Annotated in this window: 12 protein-coding genes; 3 read left to right on the forward strand and 9 right to left on the reverse strand. The window is 66.1% G+C overall.

Features of this window, described 5'->3' with window-relative positions; genetic code table 11:
• Nucleotides 1-218 precede the first annotated feature (218 nt).
• Complete coding sequence (locus ACIQCM_RS04680; RefSeq protein WP_400604322.1) at nt 219-1,172, forward strand: DUF559 domain-containing protein; 954 nt, start codon at nt 219-221, stop codon at nt 1,170-1,172.
• Between the two features lie 221 nt (nt 1,173-1,393).
• Here the strand turns inward: ACIQCM_RS04680 and ACIQCM_RS04685 are convergent, their stop codons facing one another.
• The 9 genes from ACIQCM_RS04685 to glmS form a co-directional block, all read right to left on the reverse strand.
• A complete protein-coding gene (locus tag ACIQCM_RS04685; RefSeq protein WP_400604324.1) occupies nt 1,394-2,479 on the reverse strand; it encodes an inositol-3-phosphate synthase in 1,086 nt (361 codons plus the stop codon).
• A gap of 161 nt (nt 2,480-2,640) precedes the next feature.
• Nucleotides 2,641-3,681, reverse strand: coding sequence for an L-glyceraldehyde 3-phosphate reductase (gene mgrA / locus ACIQCM_RS04690; RefSeq protein WP_400604326.1), 1,041 nt, complete (start codon nt 3,679-3,681; stop codon nt 2,641-2,643).
• Nucleotides 3,682-3,686: 5 nt separating this feature from the next.
• On the reverse strand, nt 3,687-5,468 hold the full coding sequence (treZ, locus tag ACIQCM_RS04695) for a malto-oligosyltrehalose trehalohydrolase (protein ID WP_400604328.1): 1,782 nt from the start codon (nt 5,466-5,468) through the stop codon (nt 3,687-3,689).
• Nucleotides 5,465-7,789, reverse strand: coding sequence for a malto-oligosyltrehalose synthase (gene treY, locus ACIQCM_RS04700; RefSeq protein WP_400604330.1), 2,325 nt, complete (start codon nt 7,787-7,789; stop codon nt 5,465-5,467). Before treY ends, treZ begins: the two co-directional genes overlap by 4 nt.
• Nucleotides 7,786-10,041 carry a glycogen debranching protein GlgX gene (gene glgX / locus ACIQCM_RS04705; RefSeq protein WP_400604332.1) on the reverse strand — a complete coding sequence of 752 codons (2,256 nt, stop codon included), beginning with the start codon at nt 10,039-10,041 and terminating at the stop codon, nt 7,786-7,788. The genes treY and glgX overlap by 4 nt, the downstream gene beginning before the upstream one ends.
• Nucleotides 10,041-11,612, reverse strand: a complete 1,572-nt coding sequence (locus ACIQCM_RS04710) for an NAD(P)H-hydrate epimerase (protein ID WP_400604334.1) — start codon at nt 11,610-11,612, stop codon at nt 10,041-10,043. Before ACIQCM_RS04710 ends, glgX begins: the two co-directional genes overlap by 1 nt.
• A gap of 22 nt (nt 11,613-11,634) precedes the next feature.
• Nucleotides 11,635-11,982, reverse strand: a complete 348-nt coding sequence (locus ACIQCM_RS04715; RefSeq protein ID WP_377214712.1) for a holo-ACP synthase — start codon at nt 11,980-11,982, stop codon at nt 11,635-11,637.
• A gap of 50 nt (nt 11,983-12,032) precedes the next feature.
• Nucleotides 12,033-13,463 (reverse strand): hypothetical protein, encoded by a 1,431-nt coding sequence (locus ACIQCM_RS04720; RefSeq protein WP_400604336.1) that lies wholly within the window; start codon nt 13,461-13,463, stop codon nt 12,033-12,035.
• 85 nt (nt 13,464-13,548) lie between these two features.
• Nucleotides 13,549-15,441: a glutamine--fructose-6-phosphate transaminase (isomerizing) gene (gene glmS / locus ACIQCM_RS04725; RefSeq protein ID WP_400604338.1), complete on the reverse strand. Its 1,893-nt coding sequence runs from the start codon at nt 15,439-15,441 to the stop codon at nt 13,549-13,551.
• A gap of 95 nt (nt 15,442-15,536) precedes the next feature.
• Here glmS and ACIQCM_RS04730 point away from each other — a divergent pair, with 95 nt between their 5' ends.
• The gene (locus ACIQCM_RS04730) at nt 15,537-16,370 is read left to right on the forward strand and encodes a glycosyltransferase family 87 protein (RefSeq protein WP_400604340.1); all 834 of its coding nucleotides are present in this window, start codon (nt 15,537-15,539) and stop codon (nt 16,368-16,370) included.
• Between the two features lie 77 nt (nt 16,371-16,447).
• Nucleotides 16,448-17,437, forward strand: coding sequence for a type I pantothenate kinase (gene coaA / locus ACIQCM_RS04735; protein ID WP_400604342.1), 990 nt, complete (start codon nt 16,448-16,450; stop codon nt 17,435-17,437).
• The last annotated feature ends 3 nt before the right edge of the window (nt 17,438-17,440 follow it).

Raw genomic sequence — 17,440 nt, forward strand, 5'->3', positions numbered from 1 at the left:
CCCGGAGACCCTCTCTCACCTAACGCAGCTTCCCCGGAGACCCTCTCTCACCTAACGCAGCTTCCCCGGAGACCCTCTCTCACCTAACGCAGCTTCCCCGGAGACCCTCTCTCACCTAACGCAGCTTTCCCGGAGACCCTCTCTCACCTCGCTAAATCGATCGGTCCGCCTGTGGATAACTTCTGCAGGCTCGCGCCGTTTCAGGGCACAATGCCAGCATGCGGAAGCAGGACGTTTTACCCGGGGCGTTAGCCACAGCCCCCTTTACTTTCGACTCAGCCCGGACCGCCGGCGTCACCTTGAACCGGCTTCGCCGGAAAGATGTGATCAGCGTTGGCCGCGGGCTTTATCGGCCCGCCGCGTGGAATTTTGATCTGGAGGGCGCCGCCCGGGCGCTGTCGCAGGCCTCGCCGGGAGCATGGATCTCGCATGTCACCGCCGCCAGGCTTCGGTGCCAGATCCTGCCGCCCTGGCTTGCCGATTCCACGGAGCTTCACCTGAGCAAACCCCGTTCGCTGCCATCCGTCCGCCGGAAGGGGGTGCTGGGCCACACCATCCTCACAATGGACAACGAAATCGAAGGGGTAGACGGTATCCGCCTGAGCACACGCTCGCGGACCTGGCTCGATATGGCTCGAACCTTGCCCCTCCGTGATCTGGTGGCGATGGGCGACGAACTCATCCGCGTCCCTCGGCTGGAGTTCGAAGGAAGAACACGCCCCTATGACACGATCACCGGGCTTCGTGAGCTGGTGGGCCGCCATCCGAACCTGCAGGGCGTCGTGCGGGCCCGGGAAGCGCTCGATCTCATGCGCGTGGGTGCCGACTCAGCGCCTGAATCGTTCCTGCGCCTGGCCATTGCCGATGCCGGACTGCCTGAACCCGAACTCCAAGTGCTTTTGCGCGCTGGGGATGCCGTATCGCCATCGGCCGATATGGGTTACCGTCACCGCCGGATCGCAATCCAGTACGACGGCGGACACCACCTCGGTGCCGAACAGATGCTCAGCGATCGCCGACGGGATAAAAGCTTTGAAGCGGCGGGATGGACCGTGCTGGTTGTCGGCAAGGACGATCTCGCGGACAATTTCGACGGTGCAGTGTCAAGAATCAAGCGGGCCCTGCGTAAGCGCCGGCTCGACCATCCCCAGGCAACGGGCTTCGCCGGTTAGCGGGTGAGAGAGCGTCGCCAGAAAACCGGCACTAAGTGAGAGAGCGTCGCCCAAAAACCGGCACTAAATGAGAGAGCGTCGCCCAAAAACCGGCACTAAGTGAGAGAGCGTCGCCGGCAGGCGCACACGGCGAGATTTCGGACTTAAACCCGTGACGCTCCCCCACGGAATGAGAGAGCGTCACAGGAAAACCCACATTATGTGAGAGAGCGTGCAGGGGGTTAGCGTTCCAGGTCGCCGCGGATGAAGGCCTCCACCTTTTCGCGGGCAAGGTCATCGTTGAACTGCTCCGGCGGGGACTTCATGAAGTAGCTTGACGCCGAGAGCAGCGGGCCGCCGATGCCGCGGTCCAGGCCGATTTTGGCGGCGCGGATGGCGTCGATGATCACGCCCGCGGAGTTCGGGGAATCCCAGACCTCCAGCTTGTATTCCAGCGACACGGGGGCGTCACCGAAGTTGCGGCCTTCCAGGCGGACGAAGGCCCACTTGCGGTCATCGAGCCACTGGACGTAGTCAGACGGTCCGATGTGGACGTCCTTCGCAGCAAGTTCGGCTTCGACGTTGGAGGTCACGGCCTGCGTCTTGGAGATCTTCTTGGACTCAAGGCGGTCCCGCTCCAGCATGTTCTTGAAGTCCATGTTGCCGCCGACATTCAGCTGGTAGGTACGGTCCAGCGTGACGCCGCGGTCTTCGAATAGCTTGGCCATGACCCGGTGCGTGATGGTGGCACCGATCTGGCTCTTGATGTCGTCGCCAACGATCGGCACACCGGCGGCAGTGAACTTGTCGGCCCACTCCTTGGTGCCGGCGATGAACACGGGCAGGGCGTTGACGAACGCAACGCCGGCGTCGATGGCTGCCTGGGCGTAAAACTCGGCAGCATCCTGGGAACCGACGGGCAGGTAGCACACCATGACGTCGACCTTGGCGTCCTTGAGTGCCTGAACCACGTCCACGGGCTCTTCGGTGGATTCCTCGATGGTCTCGAGGTAGTACTTGCCAAGGCCGTCCAGGGTGTGGCCGCGCTGGACAGTGACGCCGGTGGGTGGCACGTCCGCGATCTTGATGGTGTTGTTTTCGCTGGCGAGAATGGCATCTGCAAGGTCAACGCCGACCTTCTTGCCGTCGACGTCGAACGCGGCGACGAACTCAACGTCCCCTACATGGTACTGGCCAAACTCAACGTGCATCAGGCCCGGAATCGTGGCCTTGGGGTCTGCGTCCCGGTAGTAGTGGACGCCCTGGACCAGCGAAGCGGCACAGTTTCCTACGCCGACGATAGCAACACGAATCGGATGTGAAGACACGGAACTCCTTTGAGGACAAACGTCAGCCCGCCGGATCCTGCCGAGGAATTAAGTACGACGGCGGCCGGCCGGCACGGCGCCGCGCGGCGCCTTTTCATACTACCCAACTGAGTGGGGCCGGGGATTGTTCCCCGGCCCCACTCCGTAACATCAGCAAGCGGTCAGACCGGCTGCTTCCAGAGGTTGATGTCGGACTCCACCGCGAACTCGTCGATCGCTGTCAGCTCTTGTGCGGTGAAGGAGAGGTTATTGATGGCCGATACCGAGTCCTCGAGCTGTCGGACGCTGGAGGCACCCACCAGGGCCGAGGTCACCGGGGAACCCTTGGGCTGGTCCCGCAGGATCCAGGCGATGGCCATCTGCGCCAGTGACTGGCCACGGCCTTCCGCGATGCGGCTCAGCCCGCGTACCCGGTTCAGCTTCTCTTCCGTGATGGAGTCCTGGGCCAGGGACCGGCCCTTCGCGGCCCGCGAGTCAGCGGGAATGCCGTTGAGGTAGCGGTCCGTGAGCATGCCCTGGGCGAGCGGGGAGAAGGCAATGGAGCCTGCGCCCACCTGGTCCAGTGCTTCGTACAGGTTGGGCGTGCCGTCCTCGGTCCAGCGGTTCAGCATGGAGTAGCTGGGCTGGTGGATCAGCAGTGGTGTGCCGAGCTCTTTCAGGATCCGGGCGGCCTCCAGCGTCTGCTGGGGCGTGTAGGACGAGATGCCCGCGTAGAGGGCCTTGCCGGACCGGACCGCCTGGTCCAGGGCGCCCATGGTTTCCTCCATGGGCGTCTCCGGATCCGGCCGGTGGCTGTAGAAGATGTCCACGTAGTCCAGGCCCATGCGCTGCAGCGACTGGTCCAGGCTGGACAGGAGGTACTTCCGGGATCCCCACTCCCCGTAGGGTCCTGGCCACATGAGGTAGCCGGCCTTGGTGGAGATAACCAGTTCATCCCGGTACTGCTTGAAGTCGTCCCGCAGGTGCCGGCCGAAGCTGGTTTCCGCGGAGCCCGCCGGCGGCCCGTAGTTGTTGGCCAGGTCGAAGTGGTTCACGCCGAGGTCGAAGGCGCGGCGCAGGATGTCGCGCTGGACCTCAAAGGGCATGTCATCGCCGAAGTTGTGCCACAGGCCCAGCGAGATGGCCGGGAGGCGCAGCCCGCTGCGCCCGACGCGGCGGTAGGGCATGGAATCGTAGCGGTTGTCCGCTGCTGAATAAGTCATACGTTCTATCCTGTCAGGTTTGTGGTGACGATCACGGCACTCCACGGCGCCAGTTCGGCGGTGTCGCCATCCAGCCCCGAACCGGCGTCGGTAGCAAGGAGGACCTGGCCTTCCGCGCCGTCCAGCCTGGTCTTCGCATCGGAGAAATTCAGCAGCACCTCAACGCTCCCGCGCCTGAACCGCAGCCAGTGCGCGTCGTCGTCGTACGTCACCTCGGTCTCCGCAAACCCGCCGCCGGCAAGGTCAGGATGCTGCCGCCGCAAGGCGGTCAGGGAGCGGTAGAGCTCCAGCAGCCGCGCGTGGTCGCCGGTCTCCGCCTCTGACCAGTCCAGCCTGGACCGGCGGAACGTCTCCGGATCCTGGGGATCGGGTACGACGGCGGGATCCCACCCCATGCGCTCAAACTCCCGGATACGCCCTTCCGCGGTAGCCCGTCCGAGCTCCGGCTCCGGATGGGAGGTGAAGAACTGCCAGGGGGTGGTGGCCCCGTATTCCTCTCCCATGAACAGCATGGGGGTGAACGGCGAGGTGAGGGTGAGCACCGCGGCAACGGCGAGCTGCCCGTAGGACAGCGACTGCGAGAGCCGGTCCCCCGTGGCGCGGTTGCCGATCTGGTCGTGGTTCTGGCTGCAGACCACCAGCGCTGCCGGATGCACCAGGGAAGTGTTGATGGGCCGCCCGTGGTGTCGGCCGCGGAAGCTGGAGTAGCTGCCGTCGTGCAGGAATCCGTCCCGCAGGACCTTGGCCAGCACGCCCAGGGAGTCGAAATCGGCGTAATACCCGGTGGTTTCGCCGCTGACGTTCACGTGGACCGCATGGTGGAAGTCGTCGCTCCACTGCCCCGCCAGCCCGTAGCCGTTGGCGTCCCGCGGGTAGAGCAGGCGCGGGTTGTTCAGGTCCGATTCGGCGATGAGCGTCTTGGGCAGCCCTGTTTCCGCGGCCACGGCATCGCCCAGCACGCCCAGGTCCTCGAGGATGTGCACGGCCCGCTCGTCCCGCAGCGCATGCACCGCGTCCAGCCGCAGCCCGTCCACGTGGTAGTCGCGCAGCCACAGCGCGGCGTTGTCAAGGATGTATTCGCGGACCACGTCGGAGCCGGGACCGTCCAGGTTCACCGAGTCGCCCCAGGTGTTGGCATCGCCCTGCTTCAGGTACGGCCCGAACCGGGGAAGGTAGTTGCCGCTGGGGCCCAGGTGGTTGTAGACCACATCCTGGATAACGCCCAGCCCGGCAGCGTGCGCGGCGTCCACGAAGCGCTGGTACGCCGCGGGTCCGCCGTAGCCTTCGTGAACCGCGTACCACTGCACGCCGTCGTAGCCCCAGTTGTGCGTACCGTTGAAGCCGTTCACCGGGAGGAGCTCCACGAAGTCAACGCCCAGGTCCGCCAGGTAGCCCAGCTTTTCGGCAGCGGCGTCGAGCGTGCCCGCAGGCGTGAAGGTACCCACGTGGAGTTCGTAGATCACCGAGCCCTGCAGGTCCTTGCCGCGCCAGCCGGAGTCCTGCCAGGCGTGGTCGGCCGGGTCGAAGGTCCGGGACAGGCCGTGGACGCCGGACGGAACGCGGCGGGACCGCGGGTCCGGCAGCGGGTGGCTGTCGCCGTCCAGCAGGTAGCCGTAGTCCAGTTCGCCCTGCGCAGGGGCGTCGGCGGCGGTCCACCACCCCTCCGCGCCGGGTGCAGACTCCGTGCGCGTCATCGGGTATTCCCGGCCGCCGGCCAGCAACACGACAGACGAAGCCTCCGGCGCCCACACGTCGAAACGCCCTGGCCCGCTGTTTTCCACGGTCATCCTTGTTCCCCCTCCACCGGCACCAGCAGCGCCACCGGGTAGGTACCCAGCACGTCCGCCACGCTAACGGTGCCGGGCCCGTGCACGGCACCGGTCAGTTCGTCACGCATCACAGCGGGAAGTACGACGGCGGTGTCCCGCCACCCGCCCGCCTCTTCCAGCCCCGCCGGGAGCCGGGTAGCCAGGGTCACCGCCCCGGGCGCTCCGTCGCCCCGGGAGAATCCGAGCAGGTGCCCGGCGGCGGCTCCGGTGGCACGCACGGGGGCGTAACCCTGGAACAGCTCCGGCCGGTCCCTGCGCACCCGAAGTGCCCGCGAGGTGACCAGGAGCTTGGCAGGTTCCGTGCCGGACGCAGGCAACGTCCCGCCGTCGAGCTTCTCCAGCTCCGCCTGCCGGACCGCAAAGTCCACCGGCCGCCGGTTGTCCGGGTCCGTCAGGGACCGTTCCCAGAATTCGCTGCCCTGGTACACATCGGGGACCCCCGGCATGGTCAGCTGGACGAGCTTGGCGGCCAGCGAGTTGGAGGCGGCGTAGGCGTCGATGCGCGCCACGAAGTCCTCCACCACCTTGGTGACCCGCTCGTCGTCGAACGCTGCGTCCACGGCGGCCCTGACGCGGGACTCGAAGTCCTCGTCCGGATTAGTCCAGGTGGTGGAGTTGCCGGCCTCGCGCGCTGCCTTTTGGGCATAGCCCTGGAGCCGTTCCCGGCTCGCGGGCCAGGCGCCGATGACGGCCTGCCAGAGCAGGTTCTCGTACGGTCCGTCGGGAACCGGGGCGAGCTCACGCAGGGAAGCGAGCGTGCCGGCCCATTCGTCCGGCAGTTCCGCGATGACGGAAATCCGGGCCCGGGCGTCCTCGCTGCGCTTGGTGTCGTGAGTGGACAGCGTGGTCATGGACAGCGGCAGTTCCGCCAGGCGCCTGCCCATCCGCTCGTGGAACTCGTCCGTGGACACGGCGAATTCGGTGGGTTCGGCACCCACTTCGGTGAGCGTACCCAGCCGGGTGTAGCGGTAGAACGCGGTGTCCTCCACGCCCTTGGCCATGACCATGCCGGAGGTCTGCTGGAACCGCACCGCGATGGGGTTGGCGGGGTCCAGCAGGAGCGGCAGGAGGGTTCCCACGGCCACCTCCAGGTCCGGCCGGTGCGCGGCTGCGGATTCGCACGCCTCTTTGAGGACCTCCGCACCCGTGGGCAGGTAGGTCCGGTACACCGGGAAGGAGGCGATGATCTCGGCGATGGCATCCGCGGCGTCGTCGATGGCGAGGCCGTGCGATTCCGGCACCAGGCGGGCCAGGCGCAGGACCTCGGCGCGGAGGATGCCGTCCGCTATCATGCGCTTGGTGCCCCGGATCATCTCCGCGTAATCGGCAGGCCCGGAAGTTCCGCGCAGCGAAGCGTCCAGCGCATCCAGGGCGGCCTCCCCCGCCGGGTCCACGAACACCCGGTCCACGTCCGCGAGCGCGTCGTAGCCGGTGGTGCCTTCTGTGGCGAACTCGCCAGGCAGGGATTCCCCCGGTTCCAGGATCTTCTCCACCAGCACGTACGCGCCGCCGGTGAGGTCCTTAAGCCAGCGCAGGTAGCCGGCGGGATCTGCGAGCCCGTCCGGGTGGTCCACGCGGAGCCCGTCAACGAGGCCCTCGCGGAACCAGCGTCCCACCTCCGCATGGGCCTCCTCGAAGACTTGGGGATCCTCCACCCGGATCCCGGCCAGCGTGGTCACGGCGAAGAAGCGGCGGTAATTCAGCTCGGAGTCGGCCCGGCGCCAGTTCATCAGCTCATAATGCTGGCGGTTGTGCACGTCCCGGGGTGAATCGCCCTCGGTGTACGTGCCGGGGGCGATCGGGAAGCGGTGGTCGTAGTAGCGGAGCTCGCCGTCCACCACGTCCAGCTTGTCCAGGTCGTCATCGGAGCCGAGCACAGGCAGCCGGATCCGTCCGCCGGCAAGGTCCCAGTCGACGTCGAACGCGTCAGCGTACGGTGACTCCCGCCCCTCCCGCAGCAGGGACCACCACCAGGGGTTCTGCGGCGGCGAAGCAACGCCCACGTGGTTCGGGACAATGTCCACCAGGACGCCCATCCCGTGTTCGCGTGCCGCGCGGGACAGCGCCAGCAGGCCCTCGGGCCCACCGCGTTCCGGGTCCACCGCGGACGGGTCGGTCACGTCGTAGCCGTGGTCCGAGCCCTGCTCCGCGGTGAGGATCGGTGAGAGGTAGACCCAATCCGCCCCCAGCGACTTCAAATACGGAACCGTGTCCGCGGCGTCGAAGAGCGTGAAGCCGCGGCGGATCTGGAGCCGGTAGGTGGATGCCGGCACCCTCACTTGGAATCCGCCTTTCGCGCGCCCACCTTGGTGGTCTTGCCCGGTTCAGCGACGACCGGTGCGCTGAGGGATTCGTTTTCGCTGGTGGACGTCTGGGACAGCGCAGCCAGTGAGGCGGCGACGGAGTGGTCCGGCTCCACCTCCTCCACGGTATGCGCACGCAGCACCACCAAGGATTTCGCCTCGACAGGCAGGGGCTCGCCGGCGGGCACGGGTGCAGTGTCCGCGTTGTGCCCGGCCGTATCGATGATGACATCCCAGGCGGGGGCGAATTCGTCGGCCGGAAGGGTGAACTTGACCGTGTCGTCGTGGGCGTTGAAGTACAGCAGGAAGTTCACGTCGGTGATCCGGCGGCCGCGGCTGTCCTTGCCCTGGATGCCGTCACCGTTGAGGAACACACCCACAGAGCGGCCGAATCCGCTGTCCCATGCCTCCGGTTTCATGGTTTCACCGGACGGGTCAAGCCAGACGATGTCCGGCAACCGCTCGCCTTCGCCCCGGAGCACGGGCCGGCCGTCGAAGAACCGGCTGCGGCGGAACGTCGGATGCTTTGCCCGCAGGGCGTTGACTGCAGCGGTGAACTCCACCAACGGCTGGTCGATGCTGTCCCAGTTGATCCAGGTCAGCTCGGAGTCCTGGCAGTAGCCGTTGTTGTTGCCCTGCTGGGTCCGGCCCATCTCGTCGCCGTGCAGCAGCATCGGAACGCCCTGGGACAGGAGCAGCGAGGCGATGAAGTTCCGCTGCTGGCGGGCCCGGAGCGAAAGGACCGCCGGATCGTCAGTAGGCCCTTCCGCGCCGCAGTTCCAGGACCGGTTGTGGGACTCGCCGTCGTTGTTGCCCTCGCCGTTCGCCTCATTGTGTTTCTCGTTGTAGGACACCAGGTCCGCCAGGGTGAAGCCGTCGTGTGCGGTGACGAAGTTGATGGATGCCACGGGACGCCGTCCCGAGTGTTCGTACAGGTCCGCTGAGCCGGTGATGCGGGAGGCAAATTCGCCAAGGGTAGCGGGTTCGCCGCGCCAGAAGTCGCGGACCGTGTCGCGGTACTTGCCGTTCCACTCGGTCCACTGCGGCGGGAAGTTGCCCACCTGGTAGCCGCCCGGGCCCACGTCCCAGGGCTCGGCGATGAGCTTGACCTGGGAGACAACCGGGTCCTGCTGGATGAGTTCGAAGAAGGTGGAAAGCTTGTCCACGTCGTAGAACTCGCGGGCCAGGGTGGACGCGAGGTCGAAGCGGAAACCGTCCACGTGCATCTCGGTGACCCAGTAGCGCAGGGAGTCCATGATGAGCTGCAGGGAATGCGGGTGCCGGACGTTAAGGGAGTTGCCCGTGCCCGTGTAGTCCATGTAGTGCTTTTCGTCGCCGTCCATGAGGCGGTAATAGGCGGCGTTGTCGATGCCCTTGAAGGACAGCGTGGGGCCCAGGTGGTTGCCCTCTGCGGTGTGGTTGTACACCACGTCCAGGATCACCTCTATGCCCGCCTTGTGGAGCGAACGGACCATGGCCTTGAAGTCCTGCACCTGCTGGCCGGTGTCCCCGGTGGAGCTGTACGTGTTTTGCGGGGCGAAGAAGCCGATGGTGTTGTAGCCCCAGTAGTTGTTCAGTCCCTTGTCCTGCAGGGTCCCATCGTTGACGAACTGGTGCACCGGCATGAGCTCGATCGCGGTGACTCCCAGCTTCTGCAGGTGCGAAATCACCGCAGGGTGCGCCACGCCGGCATACGTGCCGCGCTGTTCCTCGGGGACTTCGGGGTGAAGCTGGGTGAGGCCCTTGACGTGTGCCTCGTAGATGACAGACCGGTGGTAGGGGATCCTGAGGTTCTGGTCGCCCTCCCAGTCGAAGTAGGGGTTGATGACCACGCCGAGCATCATGTGCTTGGCAGAGTCCGCATTGTTGACGGAATCCGGCTCGCCGAGGTTGTAGGTAAAGAGGGCGGGATCCCAGTCCACCTGGCCATGGACGGCCTTGGCGTAGGGGTCCAGCAGGAGCTTGTTGGGGTTGAACCGGTTTCCCGACGCCGGATCGTACGGTCCGTGCACGCGGTAGCCGTACTTCTGCCCCGGCTGGATCTGGGGGATGTAGCAATGCCACACGTACCCGTCCACCTCGTCCAGGGTGATGCGGGTTTCCACGAGGTCATCGTCGAAGAGGCAGAGTTCCACTTTCTCGGCGCGTTCGCTGAACAGTGCGAAGTTCGTGCCCGTTCCGTTGTACGTGGCACCCAGGGGATAAGCCGATCCAGGCCAGACTTCCATCATGCTCCTCTATGTTGTTCGGCGACGCCAAAGCTACTAAGCATGCTGACTTTACCCCAGGCGTCGGGTATTGCGTCGGCAATTACGCCAGCAGTGATCGGTCCGCCCGAGCGCGCCTCCGTCGCCGACCTCCCTGCCAGCCCGTGCAGCGACGTCCCGAGTGCGGCTATAGCGGCCCAGCGCTCGTCCGGATCGATGCCCGCCTCACGGAAGCGCCCGACGTCGGACCCCGCCTGGGCGAGGAGCGCACCGATGACGCCGGCCAGCACGTCCCCGCTGCCGGCCGTGGCGAGCCACGGCGTGCCGTCCGACTGGCTGTAGACGTCCTGGAAGGGTGAGGCGACGAGGGTGGTGGCACCTTTGAGCAGGACCGTCGCCTCGGTGAGGCCGGCGGCGCGGCGGACGGCGGCGAGCGTCCCCGCCTCCACTCCGTCACGGCCGGTGTCCGCGCCGAGGCGCGTCAGCAGTGCGGCCAGTTCACCGGCGTGCGGGGTCAGCACCACCTGCGGCGCGAGGACGTCCGGCAGCGCCGGCAGCGCACCGGCGTCGGCCACAACAGGCAGGCCGGAGGCGACGGCGTCGCGGGCCCGTGCGAGCTGTTCGTGATCGCCCGGCCCCATCCCGGAGCCCACGAGCCAGGCCTGGACCCGGTTCCCGGCGACCGATCCCGTGCTGCAGACGACTTCCGGGCAGGACTGTCGGACCAGGTCCGCCACGGCGGGAGGTCCGAGGTATCGAACCATTCCTGCGCCGGCGGACAGGGCGCCGCGGCAGGCCAGGACTGCGGCGCCGGGATAGTCTGCGGAGCCGGCCACTACGCCGAGCACGCCACGGGAGTATTTGTGGGCACGCCGGGCGGGCCTGGGCAGCAGCGTGCCGAGGTCGGCAGGTTCCAGCCGGCGCACGGAAGGGCCGGGCAGGTGCTCTTCGATGCCGATGGGCACCACCTGCACCCTGCCTGCATAGTCAGCACCGGGGTCGGCCAGCAGGCCGGCTTTGGCGGCGCCGAAGGTGACGGTCAGGTCGGCGGGCAGGACAGGGCCGGCTGCTTCGCCGGTGTCCGCGTCCACCCCGCTGGGCAGGTCGCAGGCTGCCACGAACCCCCGCCGGTTTGCCCCCGCCAAAGCGGTGACCAGCTCAGCAGCGTTCCCCCGCAGGCCGCCACGGGCACCGGTCCCCAGCATGGCATCGATGACGACGTCGGCGCCCGCGGCTTCGGCAGCGAGCTCCGGCAGCGTTTCCGGCGCCAGCCGGTACACCCGTCCGCCGGCGCGTTCGAAGGCGGCCAAGGCATCGGTGTGGGCACCGTCGGAGGTGAGTATCGCCGTCGTCCGCGTCCCCCTCGCCGCGAGGAAAGCCGCGGCGTAAAGTCCGTCACCGCCGTTGTTGCCTTTACCGGTGAGTACCGCCACCCGGGCACCATAAAGACGGCTCCCGCGGCCTCGGAGTTCGGTGACGATGCCGGCGGCGAGGCCGTGGGCGGCGCGCCGCATGAGGACGTCGCCCAGCCCGGCGGCCAGGAATGGTTCCTCGGCCGCCCGGACCTGCGTTCCGGTGTAGGCGCTGATCATGGTGCCGGACCCCTGTGTGGGCTTAGCGTTCAGCCACAACCATCGCGGTGGCAATCCCGCCGTCGTGGCTCATGGACAGGTGCCAGCGCTTCACGCCCTTGGCCTCGGCCACCGCCAGTACCGTGCCCTTGACCTGGAGGGTGGGCCCGTTCTCGTCCAGGCCGATCCAGCAGTCCTGCCAGTTCATGCCGGCCGGGGCGCCCAGGACTTTGGCCACAGCTTCCTTGGCGGCGAACCGGGCAGCCAGGGACCGGGTGTGCAGGTCCCTCTCCGCCGGAACGAACAGCCGGTCCCGCAGGCCAGGGGTCCGCTCCAGCTGCCGGCCGAACCGCTCGATGTCTACAACGTCTACGCCAATGCCTACGATCATGCGGCTTATTCTACGGTGACGGTTCTGGCGGAGGCCGCCACAGCGACGACTCAGCGACGAACAAACAAGACTGCAGCGGGTTCGGTCGCCGTCACGATCCAGTCGGAGCTGTTCCGCAACCGTTGCGCCAGCCCTCCATGAGGGTGCACCAGCACACAGTGTGCCGCAGCAAATTCCTGATCAAGCTCACCGCGGCCGCTGGCCACCCGCGCCGACTGCCTGACCGCTTCGGCCCCATACAGGTCGTTCCGCGAATCGATGGAAACAGCGACATCCGGCCTCTGCAGTATGACCAGTCCGCCCAGATGGTAGTCATTGAACAAGGTGCAGCCGGAGGGAATGGCCTTAACCGCCGCGGCGGGAAAAAGCGCGGGATCCGGCCGGCCGAAGTGAGGAAGGTTGATGATCGCACTGCCGATGACAAAAGTGAGCAGAGCAACCGCGCCCGTGGAAATCATTCTGCGCCGGCTGTCGAGATAACGCAGGACAGCACCACGGGACATTGCGGACGCCATAACCGGTAATGCCAGCAACACCAGGATCGGAAGGATGCGCATGGCCGCTACTGATCCGGCTGCGCTGATAGCCAGGGCTCCACAAAGGACCGGATCACGCCGCCTGGCGGCAAAAGCCAGTCCGGCCAGGCCAATGGCAAACAAGACGAGCTGCAGAGGATCCGCCGGATTGAGGGGCTGCCACTCCGTGATGTCTGCTGACTCCGCCTTGACCTGCACCGTCTGGACCAGCAGTCCGGTTCCGTAGGGGGTGACCACGGCACTGACGGAAATTACCAGAGCGGCAGCGAAAAGCCACCCGGCCTGCCTACGCGTCCGCGTCCCCAGAAGGGCCAACAAGCCACTGGTACCAGCGATTGCCACGCCGAGCAGGGCAGCTGCATGCAGATTGACCCAGAGGACCGTGAGAACACCGACGGCCAGCAGCAGCCACCCGGGCCTGTGCCCATCGAGCAACCTCCGCAGCAAAACAGCAAGCGCGAGCACTGCCAGATAATCAACAAGCTGGGGCCGCGCCGACAGGTAAAGCATCAACAGCGGTGCTCCGGCCAAGAGAACGACGGCGGACGGCAGCGGGGCCGCGCCCAGCTCGCGGGCCAGATAGAGAACCAAGCCGCCAATCGCCGCGACCAGGCAGGCCGCGATGAAAGCCACACCCGCCAGGCCCGCCGCTTCATACCCAAGGCCGACCAGAACATTAAACGCCCAGGAGTTCAGCGTCCAGGGCTTCCCCGCAGCCGTCCATGAGAAGGGATCCACGAGGGGAAGACGACCTTCCGCCATCGTCCACAAGCCGGTACGAACCTGCCAGAATGTGTCCGATTCGGCGAGGTTCTCAGACCGGATTATGGCGTACGGCAGAAAAGCCAGCCACGCGAGAAACCAGGGCCCCAGGCGCGCCCTCAATTCGCGGCCAGCGGTCCGGCTGCTGCCGCTCCCACGAGTGTTGATCCGGGCCTCCCCCATGAGCCCTACGGTAGCGACCGCAGGGCCCTGGGTTGTGCTGGATCAGTTTATTTTTGGCTCAAGTCTTGCTCAAGCCGGCGCGCAGCTACTCGACGGTGACACTCTTGGCGAGGTTGCGCGGCTGGTCCACGTCGTAGCCCTTGGCTGCGGCGAGTTCCGCGGCGAAGATCTGCAGCGGGACCGTGGTGAGCAGCGGCATCAGGAGCGTGGGCGTCTCCGGCACGTAGAAGACGTGCTCGGCGTAGGCCTGGACGGCTTCGTCGCCTTCCTCGGCGATGACCAGGGTGCGGGCGCCGCGGGCGCGGACTTCCTGGATGTTGGAGACCACCTTGGCGTGCAGGGAGTCGCGGCCGCGCGGGGACGGGACCACCACGAACACCGGCTGGCCTTCGTCGATCAGGGCGATGGGGCCGTGCTTGAGCTCGCCGGCGGCGAAGCCCTCGGCGTGGATATAGGCGATTTCCTTCAGCTTCAAAGCACCCTCGAGCGCCACCGGGTAGCCTACGTGGCGGCCCAGGAACAGGACGGACTGCTCGTCCGCCATACTGCGGGCCAGTTCGCGGAGAGGACCGGCACCGTCAAGGATGGTCTGGATCTTCGCCGGGATCTTGCCCAGGTCTGCCAGGACGTCCTTGATCTGGCCCGAGAAGATATTCCCGCGCAGCTGTGCCAAATACAGGCCGAGCAGGTATGCGGCCGTGATCTGCGCCAGGAACGCCTTGGTCGAGGCCACTGCGATTTCCGGACCGGCGTGGGTGTACAGCACGGCGTCGGACTCACGCGGGATGGTGGAGCCGTTGGTGTTGCAGATGGAGATGGTCTTGGCGCCCTGTTCGCGGGCGTAGCGGACCGCCATGAGGGTGTCCATGGTCTCGCCGGACTGGCTGATGGAGACCACCAGGGTGTTGGAGTCCACGATCGGGTCGCGGTAGCGGAACTCATGCGCCAGCTCCACCTCGGTGGGGATCCGGCACCAGTTCTCGATGGCGTACTTGGCCACGGTGCCGGCGTAGGCGGCGGTGCCGCAGGCCAGCACGATGATCTTGTTGACCTGCTTCAGCAGCTCCGGATCGATGCGCAGCTCATCCAGTGTCAGCTTGCCGTTGATGTCGGAACGGCCCAGGAGGGTCTGCGCCACGGCATCGGGCTGGTCGTGGATCTCCTTCTCCATGAAGGAGGAGAAGCCGCCCTTCTCAGCCGAGGCCGGGTCCCAGTCCACGTGGTATTCCTTGCCCTGGGCAGGATTGCCGTAGAAGTCCGTGATGTCCACCGTGTCAGCGGTGATGGTCACAATCTGGTCCTGGCCCAGCTCCACCGCACGGCGGGTGTAATCGATGAACCCGGAGACATCCGAGCCCAGGAAGTTCTCTCCGTCGCCCAGGCCAACCACCAGCGGGGAATTGCGGCGAGCAGCCACCACTACGTCCGGCTGGTCCGCGTGGACCGCCAGGAGGGTGAAGGCGCCTTCGAGCCGCTGGCAGGCCAGCTCCATGGCACGGGTAAGGCCTCCGTTGGCGGTGTCGCCGCCCAGCTTGTTGCGGAAGATGTCGCCCAGCAGGGCGGCCGCGACCTCAGTGTCAGTCTCAGAGAGGAACGTGACGCCCTTGGACAGCAGCTCCTGCTTGAGCTCGGCGAAATTTTCGATGATGCCGTTGTGGATCACGGCAAGCTTGCCCCCGTCGGACAGGTGGGGGTGCGCGTTGCGGTCCGTGGGCCCGCCGTGGGTTGCCCAGCGCGTGTGGCCGATTCCGGTCCGCGCTTCGGGCAGCGGGCGCGCCTCCAGTTCAGCGACCAGGTTGGCCAGCTTGCCGGACTTCTTCCGGGACTCGATGGAGCCTCCGGCCACTACGGCCACGCCGGCAGAGTCATAACCCCGGTACTCCAGGCGCCGCAGGCCCTCAAGCACAACATCCAGCGCACTGTGACCAGAAACCACGCCGTCAACGGAACGGCCCACGTATCCCACGATTCCACACATAGGCTCAAGAGTATCGGCTGGCGGCGCGAGTTCTAAACCGACGTGTCCTGCGGCACAGGCAGGCCGGACGCTCGAAGCGGTGATAGGTTCATGCAATGCGCGACCGTCTGCTTCGTGATTCCGCCTGGATATTGGGAATTGTCTGCGCGATTTACGCCGCCCTTTCCGTCAGGGCACGGGGCGTTGGCGTCGACGCGCATGCCTACTGGCTGGCCTGGCGCGGGCCGATGTACACCACGGCCCCGGGGACCCCTGATGCCTACCTCTACAGCCCGGCGTTCGCGCAGATGATCTGGCCATTGGCCCAACTTCCGTGGCCATTTTTTGTGTCTGTCTTCACCGTGGCGATCGCCGTGGGTCTTGCCTGGCTACTGAAGCCTATGGGCTGGAAGTGGGGGCTTCCCCTGTGGCTGGCAGGACTCCCCGAGATTGTCTCCGGGAACATATTCATTCTGATGGCCGTCGTAGCGGTTGTTGGATTCGCACGGCCTGAAAGCTGGGCCTTCGTTGCCCTCACCAAGATCTCTCCTACCGTCGGGCCGGTCTGGTTCCTGGTCCGGGGCGAGTGGAGAAATCTTTCCCGCTTTTTGCTCGGGATGGCCGTCATCACGGGCCTGTCAGTGGCGTTGGCGCCCTCACTTTGGCAGGAGTGGGCGCAGTTCCTTCTAAACCATCTCAGCGATTCCACCGGAGCGATCGGCTCGCCTTTCATGCCGCCGGCCATAGTCCGCATCCCACTGGGCCTGGCTTTGTTGGTTTGGGCCGCCCGAAAGAATAAGCGCTGGTGCATCCCCGTTTCCATGCTGTTGTGCACACCTGTGTTCTGGCTCGGATCATTGACATTGCTGGCAGCAATTCCACGAATGCGTTCTGCTCAAGGCGAGAGCAGGCGAGTGCAGGCCGTACCCCATCCCAATGAACTGCCGTGAGCACGGAACCGGCATGCTGACCCATCCGTCCTGGAGAACCGGGTTGCACACCGCTGACCCTGCATTTCGCTATGCGCATGGAGCGGGGCAGAATCTCTAGGGTGACTTTGCAACGCAACGAGGCCAACGGCGAGGGTGTGTCCCCGTTCGTCGAGCTGGACCGGCAGACCTGGTCGCGGCTCGCCGCCCAGATGGAACAGCCCCTCAATGAAGAGGACATTGTCCGCCTGCGCGGCCTCGGCGATCCCCTGGACATGAAGGAGATCCGCGAGGTCTACCTTCCCCTGTCCCGGCTCCTGCACCTCTACGTTGAAGCCGCCGGCCAACTCCACGCTGCAACCACCACCTTCCTGGGCGAGCAGACCCAGCGAACACCGTTCGTGATCGGCGTGGCAGGGTCGGTGGCCGTCGGCAAGTCCACCATTGCGCGCGTGCTGCGGGAAATGCTGCGGCGCTGGCCGGGAACTCCCAATGTAGAGCTGATCACCACGGACGGCTTCCTGTACCCGCTTGCGGAACTGCAGCGGAGGCAGCTCCTGGAACGCAAAGGATTCCCCGAGTCCTATGACCGCCGGGCCCTCCTGCGTTTCGTCAGCGCGATCAAAGGCGGCGCCGAAGAGGTCCGTGCGCCCTGGTACTCGCATGTCACCTACGACATCGTGCCGGGGAAGGAAGTAGTGGTGCGCCGCCCGGACGTGCTGATCGTGGAAGGCCTGAACGTGCTGGCCCCGGCCCGTCCGCGGCACGATGGCAGGCAGGGCCTGGCGCTGAGCGACTTCTTCGATTTCTCCATCTACGTCGATGCCAAGACCTCCTACATCGAAGAGTGGTACGTGGAGCGGTTCCGCAAGCTTCAGAGCACCGCCTTCGCGCAGCCGGAGTCCTATTTCCACCGTTACGCCACCCTCTCCGATGAAGAGGCGGAGAGGACGGCCCGGGACATCTGGAAGCGCATCAACGAGCCCAACCTCGAGGAGAACGTGCTTCCCACTCGGGGCAGGGCACAGCTGGTGCTCACCAAGGAGGCGGACCACTCGATCCGCCGGATGCTTCTGCGCAAGGTTTAACAC

The organism is Pseudarthrobacter sp. NPDC092439 (assembly GCF_044754945.1).
GTDB lineage: Bacteria > Actinomycetota > Actinomycetes > Actinomycetales > Micrococcaceae > Arthrobacter.

Bases quoted from the DNA above. Each gene is read 5' to 3' on its own strand.
- ACIQCM_RS04680 (WP_400604322.1), top strand. From the start codon at position 219: ATGCGGAAGCAGGACGTTTTACCCGGGGCGTTAGCCACAGCCCCCTTT.
- mgrA (WP_400604326.1), bottom strand. From the start codon at position 3,681: ATGACTTATTCAGCAGCGGACAACCGCTACGATTCCATGCCCTACCGC.
- treZ (WP_400604328.1), bottom strand. From the start codon at position 5,468: ATGACCGTGGAAAACAGCGGGCCAGGGCGTTTCGACGTGTGGGCGCCG.
- glgX (WP_400604332.1), bottom strand. From the start codon at position 10,041: ATGGAAGTCTGGCCTGGATCGGCTTATCCCCTGGGTGCCACGTACAAC.
- ACIQCM_RS04710 (WP_400604334.1), bottom strand. From the start codon at position 11,612: ATGATCAGCGCCTACACCGGAACGCAGGTCCGGGCGGCCGAGGAACCA.
- ACIQCM_RS04715 (WP_377214712.1), bottom strand. From the start codon at position 11,982: ATGATCGTAGGCATTGGCGTAGACGTTGTAGACATCGAGCGGTTCGGC.
- ACIQCM_RS04720 (WP_400604336.1), bottom strand. From the start codon at position 13,463: ATGGGGGAGGCCCGGATCAACACTCGTGGGAGCGGCAGCAGCCGGACC.
- glmS (WP_400604338.1), bottom strand. From the start codon at position 15,441: ATGTGTGGAATCGTGGGATACGTGGGCCGTTCCGTTGACGGCGTGGTT.
- ACIQCM_RS04730 (WP_400604340.1), top strand. From the start codon at position 15,537: ATGCGCGACCGTCTGCTTCGTGATTCCGCCTGGATATTGGGAATTGTC.
- coaA (WP_400604342.1), top strand. From the start codon at position 16,448: ATGGAGCGGGGCAGAATCTCTAGGGTGACTTTGCAACGCAACGAGGCC.